The organism is Proteiniphilum sp. UBA1028 (assembly GCF_002316955.1).
Classification (GTDB): domain Bacteria; phylum Bacteroidota; class Bacteroidia; order Bacteroidales; family Dysgonomonadaceae; genus Proteiniphilum.
The window spans coordinates 57,327-80,490 of sequence record NZ_DCEN01000031.1; the positions used below are offsets into that span (position 1 = coordinate 57,327).

Here is a 23,164-nt window from a genome sequence, read left to right on the forward strand (position 1 = left end):
TGCCAGGAATGCATTCCGGATCATGTCCTCGGCGATGCTCGGACCTACTTTCTGTGAACTCTGGATGTGATCTTCTATCGTTTTTCCGGGTGTGATGAATTCTTCCAGTCCCTGACCCAGCAGATCACGCAGCTCCTGTTCCACATTTTCGCCCTCTGTATCAATCATGTAGTTTGTCGAGATGCGCACCTGGTTGCTCGATCCGATGGTGATGACGCGCACCGACTCGCCGAAGAAGGGTACGAGTGCATCCTGTACCTCTCCCGTTTTGACCGGCTGATCGAAGCGAACGATATAGTTGCGGCCGCCGGTGAAGTCGATACCCACGTTCATCTTCAGGGTAAACAACGAAACAATGCTGACGACAACAAATACTCCGATGATCAGCAGGATTCTTTTGCTGTTATGAATAAAATTGTAGTTATACTCTTTGAAAATAGCCTTTGAAAAAGCCGTGTTGAAGGTGAGATTCTGCCACTTTCCTTTAGCAAAGCGATTTTCGTACACCAGTCGTGTCAGGAATACAGCCGTAAGGAATGACGCTGCGATACCGATAATCAGGGTGATGGCGAATCCTCTGATGGCGCCTGCCCCGAAGATGGCCAGAATGACACCGGTGATGATTGTGGTCAGGTTGGAGTCGAAAATAGCCGAGAAGGCATTTTTGTATCCGTCTTCGAGTGCTCTGCGCAAGGTCTTGCCTGCCGCGAGTTCTTCCTTGATACGCTCATTGATGAGCACGTTCGCATCCACAGCCATGGCGAGCGAGAGGATCATACCGGCAATACCCGGGAGGGTGAGCACGGCCTGGAATGCTGCAAGAGCTCCCAGAGTAAAGAAGAAGTTCAGAAGCAATGCCGCATTGATAACCATGCCCGGTGTAAAACCATATAACATGCAGGTGAAGACAAAAAGCACGACCAAAGCAATGATGAACGAAATAAGGCCGTCCTGGATTGCTTCCTGTCCCAGGGAGGGACCCACCACATCTTCCTGCACGATACGCACGCCGGCCTGCATTTTACCGGACTTGAGCACGTTCTCCAGGTCCTGTGCCTCCTGTGGCGTGAAGTTGCCGGTGATGGAGGAACGTCCGCCGTCGATGCGGCCATTTACCGTGGGTGCAGAATATACATAATTGTCCAGTACAATGGCAATTGATTTTCCAATCTCCGCACCAGTGATGGTGGACCAGCGACTGGCTCCGGACGAGTTCATCGACATGGTTACTTCCCAGGCGGAGCCTTGCTGACCCTGGTCGGCACGTGCATTGGTGATCACATCGCCACCCAGTGCCGGACCGCGTTTGCTGCCGTCACCCTTCAATGCAAATAGCTGGAAGTAGGTCTCCCGCTGATCAATTGGTTTGAATCCCCATTTGAATCTTACGTCTGCAGGGAAAATATCTTTATAGCGCTGGAGAAGAAAGTTCACAGCGGCAGTATCGAGTTTTGATACGCTGCCTACAATGGGCCCTGAAGCACCGCTCATGGCAAAGTAAGGCTCGTTGAAATATTCTACAAAGCTTTTCGTGACAACTGTCTCTTTTTCTTCATCCACCAACAAGGCCTCCGTGGAGTCGACCAATGCCGGCAAAATTGCCGACAGAGAGTCCTGCTGAGGTGTTTCAACTGCAGACGTGTCGGCAATCGCTGTTCTTTTTGCCATGGCATACTCACCCGATCTGGCATTCATTTCGTTGAAATACATACTTAGTTCGTTTACGTTGTATGTCTTCCAGAACTCCAGATTGGCACTTCCCTGCAACAGGTTGCGAACACGCTCGGGTTCGGTGATGCCGGGAAGCTCAACCAGGATGCGTTCCGCGCGGTCTAAACGTTGAATGTTGGGCGCTACGACCCCAAAGCGGTCTATACGTGTAGCAAGCACGTTGAATGAATTATCGGCCACACTCTTCAGCTCCTTGCGCAATACCGCAATCACTTCGTTATTGGTTGCAGTAGGACTTACCCTGTCGCCCATGGTGATGCTGTAAATATTTGCCAGCTTTCCGTCGGGACTGATTCGTTCGTAGTTTTGCTGAAACAGCGAGATGAAGTCGGCTGAGCTACCGCGACGGTTCTGTACGATCGTCTCTTTCAACGCCTGGTTAAACAGGGGATCATCGGTGTTTGCCAACGAACTGAGAACCTGTGACGCATCGATCTCGAGGACGACGTTCATCCCCCCCTTCAGGTCGAGGCCCAGTCCGATCTCTTTTTCGCGAATTTGTTTCAGTGTGTAGTTTAGGAACACCTTTTCGGTAGACAAGGAATCAAGATAATGATTCTTCAGGGCTAAGTTTCCATTGGCGTATTGATCCGCTTTCTTGTTGTATTGCCTTCCTACTACGGTGAAAGACAAATAGAACAGACAGATAGCTGTCAGGATAATACTGAAAACTTTAATAAATCCTTTGTTTTGCATTTCAATATTACTTTTGTTTACAATTTACTATTTCTCAGGTTACTAACTGATGTTAATTTTTAAAATTTAAGGCACATGCCATGTCCCTTGGTTTTGAGCGTGCAAATATACGTTTTTTTTATCTTTTTAAGAACAATATCGCCGGATTTATTTTCTGTAAACGAATCCGGCGATATCAAAGTGAGTTAGGGGTTTCTACGATAATCAGTTATTGTCATACAGGATGAACCCGGCGAAAACCTTCTGCAGTCTCCATTTTTTTTCGGGTTCCTTCGCTGTGAGGCTGTTTATTCTATAAACCCTCTGTTCTTTAGCAGATATATGGGGTTGGGCTCGGCACCCCTGAATTTCTTATACAGTACCATGGGATCTTCCGTATTGCCTTTCGAAAGAACGTTGTCGCGGAACAGCCGGGCTGTTTCCTTGTCGAAGATACCCTTTTCCACAAATGCCTGGAAGGCATCGGCGTCCAACACTTCGGCCCAGAGATAGGCATAATACCCGGCAGAATATCCGCCACTGAATATATGAGAGAAGTAAGTACTGCGGTAACGGGGGATGATTTCGTCAATCAGGCCGATTTTAGCCATCGATTGTTTTTCAAATTCGCGTACATCAATCTTTTTTATCTCCCGCTGCGTGTGATAATCCATATCAAGCAGGGCGGCAGCTACAAACTCGGCGGTGGTAAAGCCCATATTGAATTTGGAGGCGGCATCAATTTTTGCAATCAGTTCGTCGGGAATTACTTCGCCGGTCTGATAATGTCTGGCATATAGTTTTAGTACATCGGGATGAAAAGCCCAGTGTTCCATAATCTGTGAAGGAAGTTCCACAAAGTCGCGTGATACACTGGTCCCGGAAAGGCCGGCATAGGTTACATCCGACAGCATGCCGTGCAGGGCATGTCCGAACTCGTGAAAAAGCGTCTCTACTTCGTCGAGAGTCAGCAGCGAGGGCGTTGTCTCGGTGGGACGGGTGAAGTTGCCTACGTTATAAATCAAGGGACGGATATTTATGCCGTCGAGTACTTGCTGACCGCGGAAGCTGCTCATCCATGCACCTGCATTTTTGCCGGAACGGGGAAAATAATCTGTATAGAAAACGGAAAGATGAGAACCGTCGGCATCGGTCACTTCGTACACTTCCACCTCCGGGTTGTATACGGCAATATTGTCCAGTTTTTTGAAGTTCAGTCCGTATAGTTTGTTGGCCACAGTGAAAACTCCTTCCCGTACGTTTTCCATCTTAAAGTAGGGCTTCAGCTCCTCTTCATTGAGTGCGTACTTTTGCTGGCGCAGTTTCTCGGCATAATACCACCAGTCCCACGAAGCCAGTTTAAAGTTCCCTCCTTCCGCATCAATGAGTGCCTGCAACTCAGTTGCTTCCTTTTTAGACTGTGCCAGGGCATACTCCCACACTTCATTCAATAGTTTGTATACATTTGCCGGAGTCTTGGCCATGTTCTCAGCAAGGATAAACTCGGCGTGGGTATCAAAGCCCAACATCTGTGCCTTTTCTATGCGCAGGTTTACAATGTCGTTGATGATCTGTTTGTTGTCGTTCTCATTGTCGTTGTCGCCGCGCATGTACATGGCCTTGTACAGCTTTTCACGCAGATCGCGTTTTTCGGAGTACTGCAAGAAGGGCAGCCAGCTGGGTTTTTGCAGGCCAAAGACCCATTTACCTTCTTCACCAGCAGCTTTGGCAGCATCGGCAGCGGCAGTGATGACCCCCTCCGGAAGGCCCGCAAGATCGGCCTCCTTGTTGATCACAAGCTTATATCCGTTTGTTTCTTTCAACAGGTTGCTTCCGAACCTGAGGGTGAGCGCGGACAACTCTTTGTTGATCTCCCGGAGCCTCTCTTTGTCTGATTCATCCAGCATGATACCGGAGCGTACAAAACTTTTGTAATAATCGTCCAGCAGGCGATATTGTTCAGCAGTCAGGTTTAACCCCGTGGTGTCGTCGTGCACCGTTTTGATTCGGTTGAACAACATCTCGTTCAGGTAGATGTTGTCGCTGTGCTCCGACAGGAGAGGAGACAGCTCTTCGGCCAGCGCCTGAATGGAATCGTTTGTCTCGGAGCTCTTCAGTCCATAGAATACACGCGATACGCGCGACAATAACCTCCCGCTATTGTCCAGGGGCACAATCGTGTTTTCGAAGGTGGGAGCCTCCGTGTTGTTGGCAATTGTTTCGATCTCGGCGGTTTGCCCTTTCATCCCTGCCAAAAAAGCCGGCCTGTAATCGGCAAACTCAATCTGGTCGAAGGGGGGGGTGCCGTAAGGTGTATCAAACTCGCTAAAAAAGATACTTCCCGGTTCGCCCCTGGAGGCGGACTTCTGCGAATTGTTGCAAGACAGTAGTGTCATAAGTACAAAAGTAATGAATAAGACTCGTTTCATGAATGTAATAATTTGATGACGAATATTTGTTGCTAAATTATTTCTGTCAAAGTGTTGGATGGGGCAAAGTTAATTAATTTTCTTATAAAACCACAGGCCCGTTTGCGCATTTCAGCCGTGGAAATGTACGGGCAGGGCAAATGGAGGTGTAGCTACAGGAACTGACAGGACGAAAAGCGGATGTCGACCTATAACTGAGCCGAGGTGGTATAAGCGTCGTGATAAAAGATCAGGGTTCGCTTCTCTGCCTTGGCTTTGTCCATAAAACGCTTTTTTTCCTCCATGGCCACGGCTACGCTGTTGTCGTAGGCGGAAAGCCAGCTGAGTGACAGGTTGAGCGAGGTAGGTACCACGTCGCCCGGGAAGGCATAATTTCCCTCTTCGGTTTCGAACAGCACGACAATCTGGCCTGGGGTATGGCCGTCATACAGTTCGAGCTTTACATGTTCGCCAAGACGGATATCTTCCAGTACAAACTGTAGCTGCCCCGCATCGTATACCGGTTCAATATTCTCAGGGTAAAATGAACCCTGTTCGAATAGCGACGGATTCCGGTAGTTCTGCCATTGCTTCAGGCTCAGGTGATACGTGGCATTTGGATAGGCGGGAACTGCTTTTTTTGCCTCGTCATATACGGTGCTTCCTCCACAATGGTCGAAATGCAGATGGGTGAGGATAACATCGGTCACCTCTTCCGGTGCATAGCCAACCTTCCGGATCTCGTCCCGGATGTCTTTCTGATTGAAGGGTTGAAAAAATTTCAACTTCGAAGTGTGCTTGTTCCCCAATCCGTTATCTACAAGGATACGCCGGTCCCCACTTACAATGAAGAGGCAGCGGAGCGACATAACACACATGTTTTTTTCGTCTACCTTGTACTTGGCAGACCAGTATTTCTTTGGTACGGGACCAAACATCACGCCGCCATCGCCCAGAAAATATCCCGACTCAATGATATAGAATAATGTGTCGTTTTGTTTTTGCATAAATCTTTTTCGATCGTAAATCTCAACTTTCAACGAGGAAGAAATAAAAAAACGGTTGAAACTTGCGCATAAAGTTGTATTTTTGTGGCAAATTTAGTGAAAAGTTTCGGGTAATGCATTACCCGCAAACGCAGATACTTATATGAATATCCCCAAAAAACAAGACAACATTGCAGAATATCTGCTCTATATGTGGCAGACAGAAGACCTCTTGCGTGCCTGCGAACTGGATATAGATAAGGTACAGCAATCGATCATCAATTCTGCTTATGTAACGCTGGAGGAACGTGAAGAAGCGCGAGACTGGTATGAGGGACTCATCATGATGATGAAATCGGAAGGGATCCAGAAGGAGGGGCATTTGCAGATCAATAAAAATATCATCATTGATTTGACCGATGTACATTTGCGGTTGTTGAAAGACCCCAAAGAGTCGGAATATATCGCCTTGTATTATCATACCCTGCCGCATATTGTGGCATTACGGTCGAAAGTGGAGGATAAGAATGTACCGGAATTGGAAACATGCTTCACAGCACTGTATGGCTATTTGCTGCTGAAGTTGCAAAAAAGGGAGATCTCCACCGAAACACAGGCTGCCGTCGCACAGATAACGGCGTTGCTGCGGTTGCTGTCACACAGGTACAAAACAATTGACAGCGAAGATTTGAAATCTAAGTAGTAAAACAAAATGCTGGATGCTGAATGCTGACAGCTGACAATAGAGTAATTTATGCCTATTTTTACAGGATTGAGCAAGACGCTGGGAGGTTCCGAGAGGGAGACTCCCAAACAGCAGTATTTTTATGGGCTGGTAGAGAAAAATGTGCTTGTGACCGGGGCAAACGGTCAGTTGGGATGTGAGATTAAAACGCTGGTATCCAATATGAACCTGCCCTTCAGGTTCTTTTTTACCGATGCCGACACGCTGGACATAACCGACATCCGTCAGATTGACGCATTTGTGATAGACCGTCAGATACAATATTTGATCAATTGCGCTGCCTATACGGCAGTAGACAAAGCGGAAACGGATGAGGATAAAGCTGCTGCCATCAATGTGACGGCAGTGGCAAACATCGGACAGGTAGCCAGAAAATATGGAGTGAAAGTAATTCATATCTCCACCGACTTTGTGTTCGATGGTATGTCGACGGTTCCCTACACAGAGACAATGGACACAAACCCGCTGTCGGTCTATGGAAAAACAAAATTAGCTGGAGAAAAGGCGCTGCAGGCAGCGGGGTGCGACTGGATGATACTTCGCACATCGTGGTTGTATTCAGAATTTGGTGCAAATTTTGTCAAGACCATGATTCGCCTCATGCATGAAAAGGAGAGACTAACCATTGTGGATGACCAGTGGGGAAGCCCTACTTATGCGGCTGACCTTGCAGAGATGACGATCCATATTCTGCAGTTTTCGGAAGATCAGGAATGGAAAACAGGCGTGTATCACTTTTCCAACAGAGGAGAAACCACCTGGTATAGATTTGCCGAAGCAATCAAAAAGTATACGGGTATCTCCACCTGTGAACTTGCTCCCATTGCATCGGACGAGTATCCTTCTGCAGCACAGCGGCCTGCTTACAGCGTGATGAATTTATCGAAAACAACTTCAACATTTCGAGTGGAAATACCGGAGTGGAAGGAAGCGCTGTGCCGATGTCTGCGGAAACTAGAACCCGGAGTTCAGAATTTAGAATAGAATAAATTACATTTCAAGGCCTCAGCTTGTTGTCGGGTAAATACCCTACGTAAGACAGGCATACACATACATTAAGAAACTACCGATAGATGACATTTAAGGAAGAGATACAGCGGCGGCGTACATTCGCCGTCATCAGTCACCCCGACGCGGGAAAAACCACTCTGACAGAAAAATTGCTGCTCTTTGGCGGAGCCATTCATGTGGCAGGAGCCGTCAAGTCAAACAAAATTAAGAAAACAGCTACTTCCGACTGGATGGAAATAGAGAAGCAGCGGGGTATCTCCGTGGCAACCTCGGTCATGGGTTTTGAATATGGAGACTACAAAATTAATATCCTTGATACACCCGGCCACCAGGATTTTGCCGAAGATACTTTTCGTACGCTGACAGCTGTTGATAGTGTGATTGTGGTGGTGGACGTGGCGAAAGGAGTAGAAACACAGACCCGGAAGCTGATGGAGGTATGCCGCATGCGGAATACACCGGTTATGATTTTTGTGAATAAGATGGACCGGGAGGGGAGAGACCCTTTCGATATTCTGGATGAGCTGGAAGAGGAACTGCAGATTGCTGTTCGTCCCTTGAGCTGGCCCATTGATATGGGAGAACGGTTTCGTGGAGTGTATAACCTTTATCGGAAGAGCCTCGACCTGTATCAGCCTAGTAAACAGGTTGTCACAAAATCCGTACATCTGGATATACAATCGTCCGGCCTGGAAAAACATATCGGTGACAATTTATCAAAAAAACTACGCGACGATGTGGAGTTGATTACCGAGGTATATCCTGATTTTCAGCGGGAAGCCTATCTTGCGGGTGAACTGGCGCCGGTGTTCTTCGGGTCGGCATTGAATAATTTCGGTGTCAGGGAGCTGCTCGACTGCTTCGTGGAAATTGCCCCGTCGCCCCGTCAGGTGAAGGCTGAAGAGCGATCAGTGGACCCCTACGAAGAGTCTTTCTCCGGTTTTGTGTTCAAGATCCATGCAAACATGGATCCCAACCATCGCTCCTGTATAGCATTCGTGAAGGTATGTTCCGGAAAATTTGAACGCAATGTGAACTACAAGCATGTGCGTTTTAACCGGATGATGAGGTTCTCTTCCCCCACGGCATTCATGGCACAGAAAAAAGAGATTCTGGACGAAGCTTATGCCGGTGATATCGTGGGGCTTCCCGACAACGGTAACTTCAAGATCGGCGATACTCTCACTTCAGGGGAAATGTTGCACTTTAAAGGGCTACCCAGTTTCTCGCCGGAGATGTTCAAGTATATTGAGAATGCCGATCCCATGAAGTCAAAGCAGTTGCAGAAGGGAGTGGAACAGTTGATGGACGAAGGCGTTGCCCAGTTGTTTGTGAATCAGTTTAACGGGAGAAAAATCATCGGAACGGTGGGGCAACTACAGTTTGAGGTCATTCAATATCGTCTGCTCCACGAGTATGGTGCCCAATGCCGCTGGGAACCGATCAACCTTTATAAGGCATGCTGGATTGATAGTGACGATGCGGTGCAGCTCGCCGAGTTTAAAAAGCGCAAATTCCAGTATATGGCACACGACAAGGAGGGTAGGGATGTCTTTCTGGCTGAATCAAAATATATTCTGATGATGGCGCAGCAGGATTTCAAAAACATTCGTTTTCATTTCAATTCGGAATTTTGAGGACCGGCTAAGTGTACCGTCATTTGCGGGAAGGGAATATTCAGCCCTTCCGCATTGAGTGCATCGTAAATCTGTTCGTTCAGGTCGCACGTCACTGTCCATAAATCTTCCCTTGCTGTCCATATACGCAATATAAAATCAATGGAACTGTCGTTCATCTTCACCATTCGCGAAATGGGCGCGGGATCTTTCAGTACTTGTGGATGCCTCTCCGCAATACCAGTCAGGAGCTGCTTTACCTGTTCTACATCCGATCCGTAATCCACGTTGATGGTCAGGTCACCGCGGCGTGTGGATTGGGTACTGAAGTTAACTATGTTGCCAGTGGAAAGAGGCCCGTTGGGGATATGGATGGTTTTGTTGTCAAACGTTGTAAGGGTGGTATAAAGGATGCCAACCGATTGCACCGTCCCGGCTACATTCTGTGCCTCTATATAATCGCCTCCCTTAAACGGCTTATTGAATAGCAACATGACGCCACCGGCAAAGTTGGCCAGATTGTCTTTCACAGCCAATCCCACAGCCAATCCCATCGAGCCGATGAGTGCGGCAATGGAGACGGTTCTTGTCCCCACGATGTTGATAATAAGAACGATGAGTACCGAGAAAAGTAGGATGTTCACAATGTTTATCAGGAAGCTACGCAGCGCAACATCCTCGATCCGTTTTTCAAACACCTTTCCGGAAAATCCGGCAATCCGCCTGATCAACCATTTTCCCACGTAAAAAATGAGTAGGGCAATCAGTAGCTTTCCGAGGAAATCGATACTTCCGGTAATAAGTTGATCGAACAACTCATCAAAGCGGCCGTTTTTGATAAGTTCGGCAGCAGAAGCTATTTGTACGTTTGCCGGAAGAAGCGCATTTAAAGAGTCGGTTTGTAAAAAAGAAAATGCGGATGACATGTTGATTTCTATTTTTGGGTATGAAGAGGCAAAGATAAATATTTTTAATTAAATTTGTTTTTACATCTGCTTATTGAAGTCGTTTATGAGAATTTTATTATCGTCATTTTTTCTGATATTTCTACTCCCGGCCTCATTTCTGTTCGGTCAAAGCTACAAAGAACTGGTGGAGCAATCGGCCGAATTTATTGAAAATAATCAATTGGACAGTGCCGCTGCTTCGTTGCAAAGGGCGATGTCGCTGGAGCCGACAAACGAAAGTAATCCGGTGCTGTTGCTGAATCTGGGAATATTGCAACGTCAGTTAAGGCTGTTCGACGATGCTTATGTCTCCTTTACGGCTTCCATGGGCAACAGCCCTATGCCGGATCTGGTACTTCATAATAGAGCCTCTTTGTTGTGCGACATGGAGCGGTATGACGAAGCAATGGAAGATTATAATCTGATAATCCATCGTTATCCAGGTGATGCGGAAGCTTATTACCGGCGTGGCCTGCTCTATCTCGAACAACATGACAGAACTAAAGCAGAAGCCGATTTTACAATGTCGGAGCAGATTGATCCCGATAACTTGTATACGAAATTGAGCAGGGCACTGCGTTATAAGCTGGATGACAACTGGGTGGCTGCAGAGAAAGTGTATACAGATCTTATACAGTCAGAGCAGCATGTCGATCCCAGTTTTTATTTGAACCGTGCTGAGTGTTACGTGAACACTGATCAGATATTTAAGGCATCGGCCGACTTGCGTGCGATAGAAGACACCCAAAAAAACAATCCCTACTTTTATTTTTTACGCGGTCGCGTGCGATATGAACAATTCGACAAGGTAGCTGCGAGTGCCGATTTTAAGAAGGCCAAAGTGTTGGGCTATGATGGAGTGTTTGTGGATGAATGGCTGAAAAAAACAGAAAAATAATGGGATGAAGCAGACGTTGTTTAATAATAAACTTATCGTATGAAATGGATCAACAGGAATGATAGCGAAGCCAACTTTGAGGACCGGAGAGGAAGGAGCAATAAAAAAGCCGCAGTGGGCGGAATAGGGGTGATTGTGATTGTCGTAATCGCACTGTTGCTGGGACAAAATCCTTTTCAGGCAGTGGATATGGTCAATAGAGTGGCACCGGGTCAATCGGAGGAACTGACCGATCCATCCCGGGCCAATGAAAATGAAGAACTGAAAGTTTTTACTCTGGGTGTGTTCAACAGTGCCAATGATGTGTGGACTGAGATTTTCAGGACACAACTGCGGCATAACTATGTGAATCCTACTTTGGTGACCTTTACCGATGAAACGGTCTCGGAATGTGGCGGGGCTTCTGCTGCCGTGGGACCGTTTTATTGTCCTGCAGATGAGAAGATGTATATTGATCTTAACTTTTTTCATCAGCTTAAATCGGACTTCGGCGCCAAGGGTGATCTGGCCATGGCGTATGTGACAGCCCACGAAGTGGGGCATCACGTGCAAAAGTTACTGGGGGTTATTGATCAGGTGAATCAGTACAGGGGGCAGATCAGCGAAACGGAACAGAATAGGCTGAATGTAAAACTTGAATTGCAAGCCGACTTTCTGGCCGGAGTGTGGGTCTACCACGCTCAAAAGATGAACATGATCCTGCTTGAACCGGGTGATCTGGAGTCGGCCATCAGTGCTACCACTGCTGTGGGAGACGATACCATTCAAAAGAAGTCGATGGGTTATAGTGTGCCTGACTCATTCACACACGGCACTGCTGAACAACGCACCTATTGGTTCAGAAAGGGAATGCAAACCGGAGATATCAGCCAGGGAGATACCTTTAATGATCCAGGACTAAATTAGAATGAAAAACAGGCTAAAAGGAAAGAGCCCGGTGCAATACCGAGCTCTATTACAAGAATTTTAATTTATCTCTTGTCCAGACTTTAGGGGTCACTATATCTGTAAAACAGCCGTTTAAAATTTTGTCTCAAATTCAGATTAGTCCAGCCTGATTTCGTCAATAAAGATAAAGGCGCGATTTCCTTTCCCCGGGTGCCATTCCGGCATCACCGAAGGTTTTACTGTTACCTTGAAGTAGCGCGCCGTAACAGGATCAAATGTCAGCGTGTGTGTGGAGATGTCCGACCATTGTTCATTCTTCTCATCGGTAATGGGCATACTGATAACTGGTGCAAATGCTTGATTGTCTGCAGAAGATTCGATAGTGATCTCCGATGCGTCGAAGATCCAGTCGCCCGTTACCACCGCATTGCGAACCTCTGCCTTGCTGATCTCCGTAGGCTGCAGCAGATCGATCACTGCCACCAGATTTTCTCCCTGAAAACCTATCCAACGGCCTGTGCGGTAGTTGGTGCCGATGCCGTTGACCCCGTCCACCAACATGGATGCACCCCCGTAGGCATAACCGGATGCCGGCGTGGTGAGCAGCACGGCTGGCATGTAAGATGACTTGCTGATCGTTATCTTTTCGCTAAAAACTTTGCTTTTTTTCCCGTTGCGGATGGCTACCGCCTTCAATTCGGTATCTTCCCTGACTGAAAGCTTATTTTCGTAACGGGCTGATGATTCACCCGGCTCGCTTCCGTCGAGTGTATAATAGACCGGTGCGTCGTCGATGGTGCTGAAGGTCACATCCAGTGCATTTGTGTCGAAGTTGGGTGTTAGCGTTGCTTCCACGTCGAACACATGGGTGGCGAAGTTGTAGCCCAGCTTATCGTAGAGTGCCAGTAATTGTGGCAATCGCTTCAAAAAATGGTCATAGTTTTTCTTGCCGGGTTGCATCCATTGCACCTCACTCATGGCTGCCAGTCGTGGAAGTGTCATGTATTCCACATGCTCCGGCTCCTTGATATATTCTGTCCATAAGTTTGCCTGTGCACCCAGGATGTGGCTCTTTTGCTCTTCTGTGAGCTGGTCGGGTGCCGGTTCAAAGCTGTAGACCTGCTGCAGGGGAACAAAACCACCAATGGCGAGCGGCTCCCCGTCGGTATACTGCGTCTGGTAATAGTCAAAGTAACAGTAGGTGGTGGGTGTCATGATCACGTCATGTCCCATCTGTGCTGCCTTTATGCCTCCCCCCATACCACGCCACGACATCACTGTGGCGTTGGGAGCCAGTTTGCCCTCCAGAATTTCGTCCCATCCGATGATGCTGCGTCCGCGCTCGTTCAGAAACTTCTCGATGCGGGCTGTTACATAGCTCTGCAGATAATGTTCTGCCATGTGCCCATCTTGGTCCTTGAGTCCCAGTTTTTTGATGCGTGCCTGACAGTCCGGGCACTCCTCCCATCGTGTCTTGGGAGCTTCGTCGCCGCCAATATGGATATATTTAGAAGGAAAGATATCCATCACCTCGGTTAACACCGCCTCCAGAAAGGTAAAAGTCTCCTCCTTGCCTGGACAGAGCACATCGTCGAACACACCCCACTCACGTGCCACCTCGTAGGGGCCGCCAGTACATCCCAGCTCGGGGTACGCAGTCAGCGCCGCCAGCATATGGCCCGGCAGGTCGACTTCCGGGATGATGGTGATGTATCTGTCTTCCGCATATTTTACTACCTCCCTCAGTTCCTCTTTCGTGTAGAAGCCGCCATGCGGAGTGCCATCATACTCTCCCGTGTTGCGGCCGATTACGGTCTCTTTGCGCATAGAGCCGACTTCGGTTAGCTTCGGATAGGCATCTATTTCAATTCTCCATCCCTGATCATCGGTGAGGTGCCAGTGAAAACGATTGATGTTGTGTAATGCCAGAAGATCAATATACTTTTTGATAAAATCGACAGGTTGAAAATGGCGTGCTATATCAAGCATCATGCCACGATAGGCAAATCGGGGCGCATCGTCGATGGTTGCCGGCGAGAAGGATACACTCGCGTAGCTCCCTACAGGGACCGACTTGCGAAGTGTTTGTATTCCGTAGAAGACGGCTGCTTCCGAAACTCCTTCAATGCGGATTCTCCGGTCATTGACGCTGATCCGGTAAGCCTCCGGATTGTCGTGCTCTAGTCCTGTTGCCATAACGATAGCATCCTGCTCGGTTGTTACAGTGGTGACTGCCGGTCTGATGCCGGCAGACAATTTCAGGTAGTCTGCAAGAAACTCAGCGTTGCGCTGCATCTTTTCATTCCCTTCCGGGAAGACAATTTTTGTTGTTCCGGAGAGCAGAAAAGCTGCTCCTTCCGTGGTGTTGATGCGGTCGGGCAAGGGGACTACCCCATAATTTGCTTCAGCCGTCCCCTTGCCTCCTGTGGCGCAGGATGCAAGTAGGGATATTAGAATGAATGCAATTTGTAAGTTGTTGATTACCTTCATATATATAATCTATTTATAAATAATTAATTTAGATTTTTTCCTTCCAGGCACGGATGATCTCCTCTACCTTGCCGGCACGGGTCACCTGTTGGGAATACTCGTCGATGACAATCACGTCGTTCCCCATTTTCAGGTGGGGGTTACGGTAGATCATGCCGCTTTCAACCGATTCCCTTGCCGAGAGATGGAATTCTTTGGCACCGGTTTCTTTTGCCAGTTTTGCAATATTCTGTGCATTCACGCCGCTGCCTGGCATGATGATGATGCGATTCCCGGCTTCTTTTACCAGTTCCTTCAATAGCTCAATTCCTTGTTCGGCCTTGGGTTGCTGACCGGAAGTGAGAATCCGGTCACACCCCAGTTCGATGATTTGTTCCAGGCCCTCAAACGGGTCGCGACACATATCGAATGCCCGGTGAAAGGTGATGCTCATTCCTTCCGCAGCCTGTATAAGCTCCCTGATTCGGGGCATATCTACCTCCCCTTGCGGTGTGAGACAGCCAATTACCACTCCGTCTGCTCCCAGCTTACGGGCAGCTTCAATGTCTTTTAACATAATCCGTTGTTCCAGGTCGGAATAGAGAAAATCACCACCGCGGGGACGAATTATCACGTTGAGTTTTATCTCCAGCAATTCTCTCGCCAGAGCAATATCACCATAGGATGGGGTAGTGCCTCCTTCCGGAATGGCAGCACAGAGTTCCACACGGTAAGCACCTCCTTTTTGTGCTTCAAGGCAGCTTGCCACCGAGTTGGCACAAATCTCCAGTTTGTAGTCGTTTGGCATATCGGTTTTTTTATTCACCGGAATCCGGCATTAATTTAAAATATTAATTAATCCACGCTGCAAATATAATAAAATGAAAGAATAAATGAAAAACTTTCGCCGGGTCCGGATTGACGGAATTGTGGTTATAAAATACCGAATAGTTTACTGGCCTCAGTTTCATGAAAATTGCTTTCGTTGTATGTTTACAGCATTGAGAATGGCAAGCAAGGAGACACCCACGTCGGCAAAAACTGCCTCCCACATGGTTGCCAGACCGGCAGTGCCCAGCAGCATGATTAACCCTTTTACGACAAATGCCAATGTAATGTTTTGCCACACAGTTTTTTGGGTTTCTTTTCCGATGCGGATTGCTACCGGGATTTTGGACGGCATATCATCTTGGATGACCACATCGGCCATCTCGATGGTAGCATCACTGCCCAGGCCGCCCATCGCGATACCCACATCACTGATCGCCACCACAGGAGCGTCATTCACTCCGTCGCCTACGAAGGCTACGCTTTCCTTCATAGCTTTTATCTCTTTAATTTTATTTACTTTGTCTTCCGGTAGCAGGTCTCCGAATGCCCGGGAAATGCCCAACATTCCGGCTACATTTTTCACTACGGTCTCTTTGTCACCACTCAACATGATCGGCTTTACATTCATCGCTTTCAGCTGGCGTACCGTTAATTTGGCATCCTCTTTGATCTTATCGGCAATGGTCAGGTAGCCGGCATATGTTCCACCATAGGCAATGGCAACGACTGTCTGAATGGTTTCGTTGACTTTCTGATCGTACGGAATGCCATATTTATTCAATAAGTTGAAATTTCCGACAAGCAGCACTTCTCCGTTGACCGTGGCTTTCAGTCCGTGTCCTGCAATTTCTTCGCTGTTTTCAATCTCAATGCTGTAGTCTGTTTCTCCCACGTACCGGTGAATGGCAGTCGCCACGGGATGTGTGCTTTTACTTTCCAGCGCATTGACCAATTGCAGCATTTTCTTTTTATCGAACCCCGGCATCAAATGTACCTCCTGAACTTCGAAAACGCCTTCGGTCATCGTGCCGGTTTTATCCATCACCACGTTTTGAATATTGGCAAGTGCATCGAGGAAGTTACTTCCCTTGAATAATATACCGTGGTGGCTGGCGGCGCCGATACCGCCGAAATAACTCAGCGGAATGCTGACAACCAGTGCACAGGGACATGAAATAACCAGAAAGATCAACGCACGGTAGAGCCAATCGCTGAAAAGATAACCGCTCACGAAGAAAAAGGGCAGGATTGCGATGGCGAATGCCATACCTACAACGGCTGGAGTGTAAACTTTGGCAAACTTTCGAATAAACAACTCAGTAGGCGCTTTCTGGGCCGTGGCATTTTGGACCAGTTCCAGCATACGACTTAATTTGCTCTCTGCATAAGGCGTGTCTACCTTTATCAGGCAGAGACTGTCCATGTTGACCATGCCTGCCAGTACTTTATCTCCTTTTTTTCTGGTGTCGGGTTTGCTTTCTCCTGTCAGGGCTGAGCTGTTAAAACTCCCATTCTCAGAGAGCAATTTACCATCCAGTCCCAGCCTTTCGCCCGGTTTCAGTTGGATTACTTCGCCGATGGTCACCTGTGTGGCTTTCATCGTCAAAGGCACATTGTCCCTGAGGATCGTTGCTTCATCAGGGCGCTGGTCGATCAGCAACTGGATACTTCTGTGGGCCTTCGATACCGCTAGGGTTTGAAATATTTCTCCCACAGTATAAAACAGCATTACCGCCACTCCTTCCGGATATTCGCCGATGGCAAATGCGCCGACAGTGGCAATTCCCATCAAAAAGAACTCAGAAAAAACCGATCCCTTGGTTATATGAATGAATGCCTCTTTCAGTACAGGTACCCCCACGGGTATATAGGCGATGATGTACCACACTGCGCGCATCCATCCTGCGAACCAGAAGGGTTGCAGAAAATAGTCAAACAGGATCCCGGTAGCGAATAAAAGGAACGAGATATTTGCCGGCAGGAAAAGCCGGAACTTGCTTTTTTTCATACCAAACAATAATTTTTTACCGGGTGTAAAGGTAGAGGGTATTTAGTGCAACTGTGTTGCGCATAAATCAATGTCTATATCCGTCAAAGGTGAATCTGATACCGCTAAAACAGGACGAGTTTACTGTGAATTTGGACGCAGTCTATGGTAAACAAATCGTAGGAACACTGCGATAAATCCCACAAAAATCACGGCTACGAGGATGGGTGTGATCAATGACATGATTGAAAAACCCGTGGCGGCAACACCTTCGCCTGTGGAAACTATCGGGTTGCCGCCCCCGGCAGTAAACTTGGTGGACAGCAGGCGCGTAATAGCAGTCCCGCTTTGTATGGTGACAGCTGTGCCGCCACCCACCACGAGCCCCATGATCCATTTCATCCACTCATTCTCGGCGGGAAACACCGATGTCATCAGCAGCGTTCCGGCACAAACAGAAAGCGGCGTGGCGATGCTGTCGATCAGGTTGTCGACAAAAGGAATGTAGTATGCCAGCACCTCAACCACGGAGGCGACGCCAAAGCAGATGAGAGCGGGAAGCGATCCCATCCAGGCAAAGCTTTCACCCAACGGCAACATATCAAAATGCGATGCGAGTCCGGCCACAAGTAATGGGATAAAAACCCGGAATCCGGCACTGGCGCTTAACCCGACTCCTAGTGCAACGGCACTGATAGTTTCCAAATTCATTTCCATAGTCGAAGGTATATATAATTGTCTATATAACGGAGGTTTGACCTGCTAAAAATAAATTGGTTTAAATTTTAGACTTGCATGTGAGGTTCTGTTTTTACAATGATAGGTGATTTAATGTACAATCAGTACCTTTGCCCATGAATATGACTTGCACCTGTTTTAGCCTGCAAGTGGAAATGAGGATGATCATAGAAAAAATACTTCAATGAAAAAGAAAAAGTTTTTGGGCTTGTCGCGCAACATTTTTTTTACAGGACTAACCAGCTTCTTTACCGACACTTCCACCAAGATGATTTATAGTGTGATGCCATTGTTTCTGATGTCGATTGGAGCTTCAAAAACAACTATTTCGCTGATCGAAGGAATTGCAGAAAGTACGGCTTCTTTGCTGAAGGCTGTTTCGGGATATTGGAGCGATAAAATAGGGAAAAACAAACCGTTTATGATTTTGGGTTATGGTGTCACTACCGTTGTCACACCTTTGTATTCAATCGTCACAAGACCTGTTCAAGCGCTTCTTATCCGTTTTACAGAACGGGTGGGGAAGGGGCTTCGGGCAGCACCGCGCGACAGCCTGATAAGCAATTCCATTCCTAAAAATGAAGTTGGTAGAAGTTTCGGATTTCAAAAGGCGATGGATAACAGCGGTGCCGTTGTCGGCCCGTTAGTAGCGGCCCTCATTCTTTATTTTGTACCTTTGAATTATTCCAACTTGTTTTTATGGGCGACCATTCCAGCGGTATTCGGTGTGTTATCTATAATTTTTGGCATCAAAGAAGTTAATAATACCAGAATAAAGGCTGCTGAGAAAGTCTCTTTTAAACAACTTCCCCGGCGATATCATCAGTTCCTTTTCATCATATTTGTCTTTTCGTTGGGAAATTCTTCCGATGCCTTGCTGATCATCAAAACCAGCGAGACGGGGATAAAAGAGGCTTTTATTCCGTTTTTGTATATGATTTTCAACGCCATTTCGGTGTTGACAGCCATTCCTGTCGGTAAATTATCCGACCGGATCGGTCGTGAAAAACTAATTGCAGCCGGGTTCCTTATTTATTCAATTGTCTATTTTCTTTTCGGCAGATTCAACAATATTTTTATTTTTATCGGCCTTTTTATATTGTACGGGATGTACAGCGCGTTGACCGATGTAAGTCAAAAATCCTTTATTTCCGATTTGACTAGCAAAGAGCTAAAAGGTACCGGATACGGAATTTATCACGCTGTTTTGGGCATTACACTGCTTCCGGCCAGTTTAATTGCAGGCCTCCTGTACGATCACGTTAACTCGAGTGCGCCTTTTTATTTTGGCTCGATTATGTCGTTAATTGCTACTGCGATGATGGTTCTGTTTATCCTAAGAAAAAACGAAACCCCGGGTAAGCCTGTGTCCCATCCCTGAATAATCCGGTTGGCAATCGCATAAAAAATTGTTTTGCGATGATACGTTTTTCTTTTTTTTGCGTCGTATAATGTAGAAATGGACATTGCTGAATACAAAAGAGCCGTTATAGACTTGCGACCTGTACTTCTCATTCTCGCAAATCGTATTACACGAAACAGTGAAGATGCGGAAGATGTGGTGCAGGAGGTGTGCCTGAAGCTCTGGCACCGGTGTCGCACATGCGGTGATCCGGATAACCTGGAAGCGTACTGCGTGACAATGACCAGAAATTTGAGTGTTGACAAAATCAGGAAAAGGCGTCCCGAAGGAACGGAGGCAGAACTCATGCATACTGAAGAGGAAGCATATCTCCCGGATAAGCTGATGGAAATAAAAGAGGAACATGCCCTTATTCACCGGATTATCTCTTTGTTGCCTCCTTTGCAAAGGCAAATTCTTCGAATGAAAGAAATTGACGGTTATGAAACGGAAGAGATTGTTGAAATAACGGGCATCGCCGCCGAGGCTGTACGCAATAATCTTTCCAGGGCCAGGCGAAGATTACGTGAACAGTACCTGATGTGCCGTAAGAAGAGTGAAACGGCCGAATATTTACGGCTGAGAGAAATAAAACAGGAAGCTTTATGAACGAGATAAAAAAAATGCACGAAAAATACTTCCGGGGGGAGACAACCCGGGAAGAGGAGATGCTTCTGCGCAGGTATTTCTGTGACTTGGATGCTTCGGACGAACAATCGGAGGTCCGTCCTCTTTTTACCTATTTTGCGGAGGAAGCAAGCGTGAATGAATTTTTGCGTGCTTTGAGAGAGGATCCCGTGGTAGTCCACAAAAACAAAAGCCGGAGTATTCGTATACTGAAAATTGCATCCCTGGCTGCCTCTCTGCTGTTGGGAGTGATTTTCCTGAACCGTAACATGAGAAATGATTATTCATTGACTGATGAAAATAGTGTTTGGATAAACGGGGAAAAGATTACCCAAATTCACGTTGTGCGGTCATACGCCAAAAAATCGTTCGAAAAAGTGAAATCAGAAGAAGATTTGCTGGAAGAGCAACTTCGCTTTGTGCTGGAGTAAAACCATAAGATATGAAACGAGTACGAACACTTATTCTCTGCTGTGCGATGTCCCTTTTCGTGGTTTCTGTTTCTGGACAGGATCTGCAAATAAACAACATCTTCGAGAAATATGGAAAGCTGAAGGGAAGCACCATGGTTCTCCTGTCGGGAGAGGCAATCCGGGATTACCGACTTAGCTCATATCGCAGCATCACACTGAAATATGCTGCTCCTGTATCTGACGATATTCAACAGTGCCTGGATCATGATAAAAGACAGGCCCGGAAGATCAAGGAGGTAATCCGTAACGGAGTCATACGCTCAGGTTACTATCAACTTCCCGATGAAGGGAAAAAAATAAACCGGTATATACTCTTTAAAATTGGGGAAGATCAGCAGGCCACGCTGATATATATGGAAGGTGATCTCAAATCGGAGGAGTTAATCAACAAACTGTTTCTGCGAGAATAAGCGCCCTCGGGGAGCAAAATCATCACGTAATTACACAAATTAAACATATCATCAATGAAAACATTTTTTGCAATTCTTGTCTTTCTGGCCAGCCTGGGCTATGTGAACGCTTCCTCTTTCTTTCCAGCCGATACCACCTTTCATTATCAGAACCGGATGGTAGTCATACGGGAACAACCCGACGAAATCAATGTCTCTGTCTATCGGTGCAATGAAGCGGGTGATACGATCAGGAGTAATAAAATTTATGAGGGAATTTTCACGGACAACAAAAGTGTTGAGCGTCGTTATGAAAACAGGTTTGACATATTCGTCCCCGATATTTTTAAACCGAAGGAAAAACGCAAAGTAGCGGCTTCGCATTGGGCCGGGTTCGGCATCGGCTTTTCAAATCTGCCCAATGGATTTGATTTTGACGGAGAGATAGCATCTGCCTTGAATCTGAGCCGGTCGTTGCAATATAATCTGAACTTTTTTGACAACCACTGGCGTTTGGGTAATAACGGGTTCTCGCTGGTGACGGGGTTCGGTATTCAATTTAATTCTCTGCATCTTCAGAACAATAAGTACATGGAAGTAATGGATTATAAAACGGTAATCAGCACTTCCGACGAAGTTTTGCATAAATCGCGGTTGCACTTTACCTGCCTCACCTTTCCTTTGCTGCTGGAGGTGAATTTTCCTGTTGGATGCGGAGAAACCATCTTCCTGAACGCAGGAGTTGTGGGTAAGATCAAAACAGCCTCATCCTCAAAAATATGGCTGAAAGAGAATGGAAAAGAACGAAAAGTAAAACAACCCGGGGAGTTGAATATCCGTCCCTTAGCGTTCGATCTTTTGATGCAGGCGGGAATTGGTGATGTCGGCTTTTTCCTGTCCTACAGTCCTTTTACACTTTTTCTGAATAACAAAGGACCGCAGGCCAATCAGGGAACAATAGGGATTCAGTTATACTTTTGATGAGCTTACACCGGGAATCCCCTTCCTCCATGGCCACGCTTGCCGCGTTATACCTGATTGCTCAGGCATAACGCGGCAAGCGCTGATTGATAAAATAAACGAACTTATCGCTGCATAGCAGGCAATTATTCGCAAAATTCGCTATTTTTGTTAACCGTTTCTTCGAAATACCGGAATTGCCATATTTACTCATTATACCGGCCATATGGAGCAGGTTGCCACGCTGACTTCCGAACCGGTTATTAATATGTATGTGTATGCAGATGACCTTAGACCACCAGCTACCTCCGTATCTCCCATTTCGGGAGGGTATCCGGCGTGCACCGGATCGAGGCTACCGACTCACCAAGTCGCAGACTTATATTGCTTTGAAGAATGCGTTACGATACATTCCCACTGAGTTGCACAGTCGGGTGGCACCCGAGTTCCTGAATGAGCTGAAAACACGTGGAAGGATATACGGCTACCGCTTTCGCCCCGGAGGTGACTTGCGGGCGCAGCCTGTCGATCAGTATAATGGAAACTGTCTGGAAGGGAAAGCATTTCAGGCGATGATCGATAACAACCTTTCCTTCGACATCGCTCTCTACCCCTATGAGCTGGTTACATACGGTGAGACTGGGCAGGTGTGCCAGAACTGGATGCAGTACCGGCTGATTAAAAAATATTTGGAGCTGATGAGACAAGATCAGACGCTGGTGGTGGAGAGCGGCCATCCGCTGGGGTTATTTAAATCCAGCCCCGATGCACCGCGGGTGATCATCACCAACTCGATGATGGTGGGCATGTTCGACAATCAGGCCGACTGGGAGATTGCCGCGCAGATGGGGGTAGCCAATTACGGACAGATGACGGCAGGAGGATGGATGTATATCGGTCCCCAGGGCATTGTGCATGGCACTTTCAATACACTGTTGAATGCAGGCCGGTTGAAGCTGGGTATTCCAAACCACGAAGACCTGAGAGGATATCTCTTTGTCTCTTCCGGACTGGGGGGCATGAGTGGCGCACAGCCCAAGGCTGCCTACATTGCCGGTGCGGTATCCGTGATTGCGGAGGTGGATTACTCACGCATAGAAACACGCCGGCAACAGGGATGGGTGCAGCGCGTCACGACAAATATGCAGACGGCTTTCGACTGGGCCGGGGAGTCGCTGGAGCGTAAGGAGCCGCTCTCGGTGGCTTATCACGGAAATATTGTGGAGCTCCTGGAGTATGCTGAGAATAAAAAGATTCGTATAGACTTGCTGAGTGACCAGACCTCTTGCCACGAACCTTACACGGGTGGTTATTGTCCCGCCGGCATCACCTTTGAGGAACGTACGCGCCTGCTGCACGAGGATCGGGATACTTTTGGCATAC

General features: G+C 47.3%; 18 protein-coding genes and 1 pseudogene. 11 read left to right on the forward strand and 8 right to left on the reverse strand.

Annotation, left to right across the window (positions count from 1 at the left end; genetic code table 11):
* The 3 genes from secD to B3Z75_RS04330 form a co-directional block, all read right to left on the reverse strand.
* The coding region (gene secD / locus B3Z75_RS04320) for a protein translocase subunit SecD (protein WP_294068128.1) at positions 1-2,427 on the reverse strand (2,427 nt) is incomplete at its 3' end.
* A 287-nt stretch (positions 2,428-2,714) separates the two neighbouring features.
* Positions 2,715-4,835: a M3 family metallopeptidase gene (locus B3Z75_RS04325; protein ID WP_414702859.1), complete on the reverse strand. Its 2,121-nt coding sequence runs from the start codon at positions 4,833-4,835 to the stop codon at positions 2,715-2,717.
* A gap of 188 nt (positions 4,836-5,023) precedes the next feature.
* Complete coding sequence (locus tag B3Z75_RS04330) at positions 5,024-5,821, reverse strand: MBL fold metallo-hydrolase (RefSeq protein WP_294068130.1); 798 nt, start codon at positions 5,819-5,821, stop codon at positions 5,024-5,026.
* A 142-nt stretch (positions 5,822-5,963) separates the two neighbouring features.
* Between B3Z75_RS04330 and B3Z75_RS04335 the strand changes: the two genes are divergently transcribed.
* From B3Z75_RS04335 to B3Z75_RS04345, 3 genes are all read left to right on the forward strand, one after another.
* Positions 5,964-6,503, forward strand: coding sequence for a DUF4924 family protein (locus tag B3Z75_RS04335; RefSeq protein ID WP_294068132.1), 540 nt, complete (start codon positions 5,964-5,966; stop codon positions 6,501-6,503).
* A 51-nt stretch (positions 6,504-6,554) separates the two neighbouring features.
* Positions 6,555-7,529, forward strand: coding sequence for a dTDP-4-dehydrorhamnose reductase (gene rfbD / locus B3Z75_RS04340; protein ID WP_294068134.1), 975 nt, complete (start codon positions 6,555-6,557; stop codon positions 7,527-7,529).
* An 89-nt stretch (positions 7,530-7,618) separates the two neighbouring features.
* Entirely contained in the window at positions 7,619-9,193 is a 1,575-nt protein-coding gene (locus B3Z75_RS04345) for a peptide chain release factor 3 (protein WP_294068136.1), read from the forward strand.
* Here the strand turns inward: B3Z75_RS04345 and B3Z75_RS04350 are convergent.
* Complete coding sequence (locus B3Z75_RS04350; RefSeq protein ID WP_294068138.1) at positions 9,172-10,098, reverse strand: mechanosensitive ion channel family protein; 927 nt, start codon at positions 10,096-10,098, stop codon at positions 9,172-9,174. The two genes, B3Z75_RS04345 and B3Z75_RS04350, sit on opposite strands and share 22 nt — an antisense overlap.
* Positions 10,099-10,183: 85 nt before the next feature.
* On the opposite strand from B3Z75_RS04350, the gene B3Z75_RS04355 reads away from it, so the two are divergent.
* Complete coding sequence (locus tag B3Z75_RS04355; RefSeq protein ID WP_294068140.1) at positions 10,184-11,017, forward strand: tetratricopeptide repeat protein; 834 nt, start codon at positions 10,184-10,186, stop codon at positions 11,015-11,017.
* 39 nt (positions 11,018-11,056) lie between these two features.
* Positions 11,057-11,923 (forward strand): KPN_02809 family neutral zinc metallopeptidase, encoded by an 867-nt coding sequence (locus B3Z75_RS04360; RefSeq protein WP_294068142.1) that lies wholly within the window; start codon positions 11,057-11,059, stop codon positions 11,921-11,923.
* Positions 11,924-12,061: 138 nt separating this feature from the next.
* On the opposite strand, the gene B3Z75_RS04365 is transcribed toward B3Z75_RS04360, so the two are convergent.
* The 4 genes from B3Z75_RS04365 to B3Z75_RS04380 form a co-directional block, all read right to left on the reverse strand.
* Positions 12,062-14,395 carry a glycoside hydrolase family 20 protein gene (locus B3Z75_RS04365; protein ID WP_294068144.1) on the reverse strand — a complete coding sequence of 778 codons (2,334 nt, stop codon included), beginning with the start codon at positions 14,393-14,395 and terminating at the stop codon, positions 12,062-12,064.
* 28 nt (positions 14,396-14,423) lie between these two features.
* Positions 14,424-15,182, reverse strand: a complete 759-nt coding sequence (locus B3Z75_RS04370) for a copper homeostasis protein CutC (protein ID WP_294068146.1) — start codon at positions 15,180-15,182, stop codon at positions 14,424-14,426.
* Positions 15,183-15,341: 159 nt separating this feature from the next.
* On the reverse strand, positions 15,342-17,213 hold the full coding sequence (locus B3Z75_RS04375; protein WP_294068148.1) for a heavy metal translocating P-type ATPase: 1,872 nt from the start codon (positions 17,211-17,213) through the stop codon (positions 15,342-15,344).
* Between the two features lie 120 nt (positions 17,214-17,333).
* A complete protein-coding gene (locus tag B3Z75_RS04380) occupies positions 17,334-17,909 on the reverse strand; it encodes a DUF4126 domain-containing protein (protein ID WP_294068150.1) in 576 nt (191 codons plus the stop codon).
* 205 nt (positions 17,910-18,114) lie between these two features.
* On the opposite strand from B3Z75_RS04380, the gene B3Z75_RS04385 reads away from it, so the two are divergent.
* The 6 genes and pseudogenes from B3Z75_RS04385 to B3Z75_RS04410 form a co-directional block, all read left to right on the forward strand.
* Positions 18,115-19,311: an MFS transporter gene (locus B3Z75_RS04385; RefSeq protein WP_294068152.1), complete on the forward strand. Its 1,197-nt coding sequence runs from the start codon at positions 18,115-18,117 to the stop codon at positions 19,309-19,311.
* Between the two features lie 114 nt (positions 19,312-19,425).
* The gene (locus B3Z75_RS04390; protein ID WP_294068154.1) at positions 19,426-19,941 is read left to right on the forward strand and encodes an RNA polymerase sigma factor; all 516 of its coding nucleotides are present in this window, start codon (positions 19,426-19,428) and stop codon (positions 19,939-19,941) included.
* Positions 19,938-20,390, forward strand: coding sequence for a hypothetical protein (locus B3Z75_RS04395; protein WP_294068156.1), 453 nt, complete (start codon positions 19,938-19,940; stop codon positions 20,388-20,390). Before B3Z75_RS04390 ends, B3Z75_RS04395 begins: the two co-directional genes overlap by 4 nt.
* 11 nt (positions 20,391-20,401) lie before the next feature.
* On the forward strand, positions 20,402-20,842 hold the full coding sequence (locus tag B3Z75_RS04400; protein ID WP_294068158.1) for a DUF6108 family protein: 441 nt from the start codon (positions 20,402-20,404) through the stop codon (positions 20,840-20,842).
* Between the two features lie 54 nt (positions 20,843-20,896).
* Complete coding sequence (locus B3Z75_RS04405) at positions 20,897-21,802, forward strand: hypothetical protein (protein WP_294068160.1); 906 nt, start codon at positions 20,897-20,899, stop codon at positions 21,800-21,802.
* 257 nt (positions 21,803-22,059) lie between these two features.
* A pseudogene (locus B3Z75_RS04410) lies at positions 22,060-23,164 on the forward strand (urocanate hydratase); the annotation flags it as partial.

What these genes read in the sequence shown, in the direction of transcription:
- B3Z75_RS04325 (WP_414702859.1), bottom strand. Translation starts at nt 4,835, where the DNA reads ATGAAACGAGTCTTATTCATTACTTTTGTACTTATGACACTACTGTCT.
- B3Z75_RS04330 (WP_294068130.1), bottom strand. Translation starts at nt 5,821, where the DNA reads ATGCAAAAACAAAACGACACATTATTCTATATCATTGAGTCGGGATAT.
- B3Z75_RS04335 (WP_294068132.1), top strand. Translation starts at nt 5,964, where the DNA reads ATGAATATCCCCAAAAAACAAGACAACATTGCAGAATATCTGCTCTAT.
- rfbD (WP_294068134.1), top strand. Translation starts at nt 6,555, where the DNA reads ATGCCTATTTTTACAGGATTGAGCAAGACGCTGGGAGGTTCCGAGAGG.
- B3Z75_RS04345 (WP_294068136.1), top strand. Translation starts at nt 7,619, where the DNA reads ATGACATTTAAGGAAGAGATACAGCGGCGGCGTACATTCGCCGTCATC.
- B3Z75_RS04350 (WP_294068138.1), bottom strand. Translation starts at nt 10,098, where the DNA reads ATGTCATCCGCATTTTCTTTTTTACAAACCGACTCTTTAAATGCGCTT.
- B3Z75_RS04355 (WP_294068140.1), top strand. Translation starts at nt 10,184, where the DNA reads ATGAGAATTTTATTATCGTCATTTTTTCTGATATTTCTACTCCCGGCC.
- B3Z75_RS04360 (WP_294068142.1), top strand. Translation starts at nt 11,057, where the DNA reads ATGAAATGGATCAACAGGAATGATAGCGAAGCCAACTTTGAGGACCGG.
- B3Z75_RS04365 (WP_294068144.1), bottom strand. Translation starts at nt 14,395, where the DNA reads ATGAAGGTAATCAACAACTTACAAATTGCATTCATTCTAATATCCCTA.
- B3Z75_RS04370 (WP_294068146.1), bottom strand. Translation starts at nt 15,182, where the DNA reads ATGCCAAACGACTACAAACTGGAGATTTGTGCCAACTCGGTGGCAAGC.
- B3Z75_RS04375 (WP_294068148.1), bottom strand. Translation starts at nt 17,213, where the DNA reads ATGAAAAAAAGCAAGTTCCGGCTTTTCCTGCCGGCAAATATCTCGTTC.
- B3Z75_RS04380 (WP_294068150.1), bottom strand. Translation starts at nt 17,909, where the DNA reads ATGGAAATGAATTTGGAAACTATCAGTGCCGTTGCACTAGGAGTCGGG.
- B3Z75_RS04385 (WP_294068152.1), top strand. Translation starts at nt 18,115, where the DNA reads ATGAAAAAGAAAAAGTTTTTGGGCTTGTCGCGCAACATTTTTTTTACA.
- B3Z75_RS04395 (WP_294068156.1), top strand. Translation starts at nt 19,938, where the DNA reads ATGAACGAGATAAAAAAAATGCACGAAAAATACTTCCGGGGGGAGACA.
- B3Z75_RS04400 (WP_294068158.1), top strand. Translation starts at nt 20,402, where the DNA reads ATGAAACGAGTACGAACACTTATTCTCTGCTGTGCGATGTCCCTTTTC.
- B3Z75_RS04405 (WP_294068160.1), top strand. Translation starts at nt 20,897, where the DNA reads ATGAAAACATTTTTTGCAATTCTTGTCTTTCTGGCCAGCCTGGGCTAT.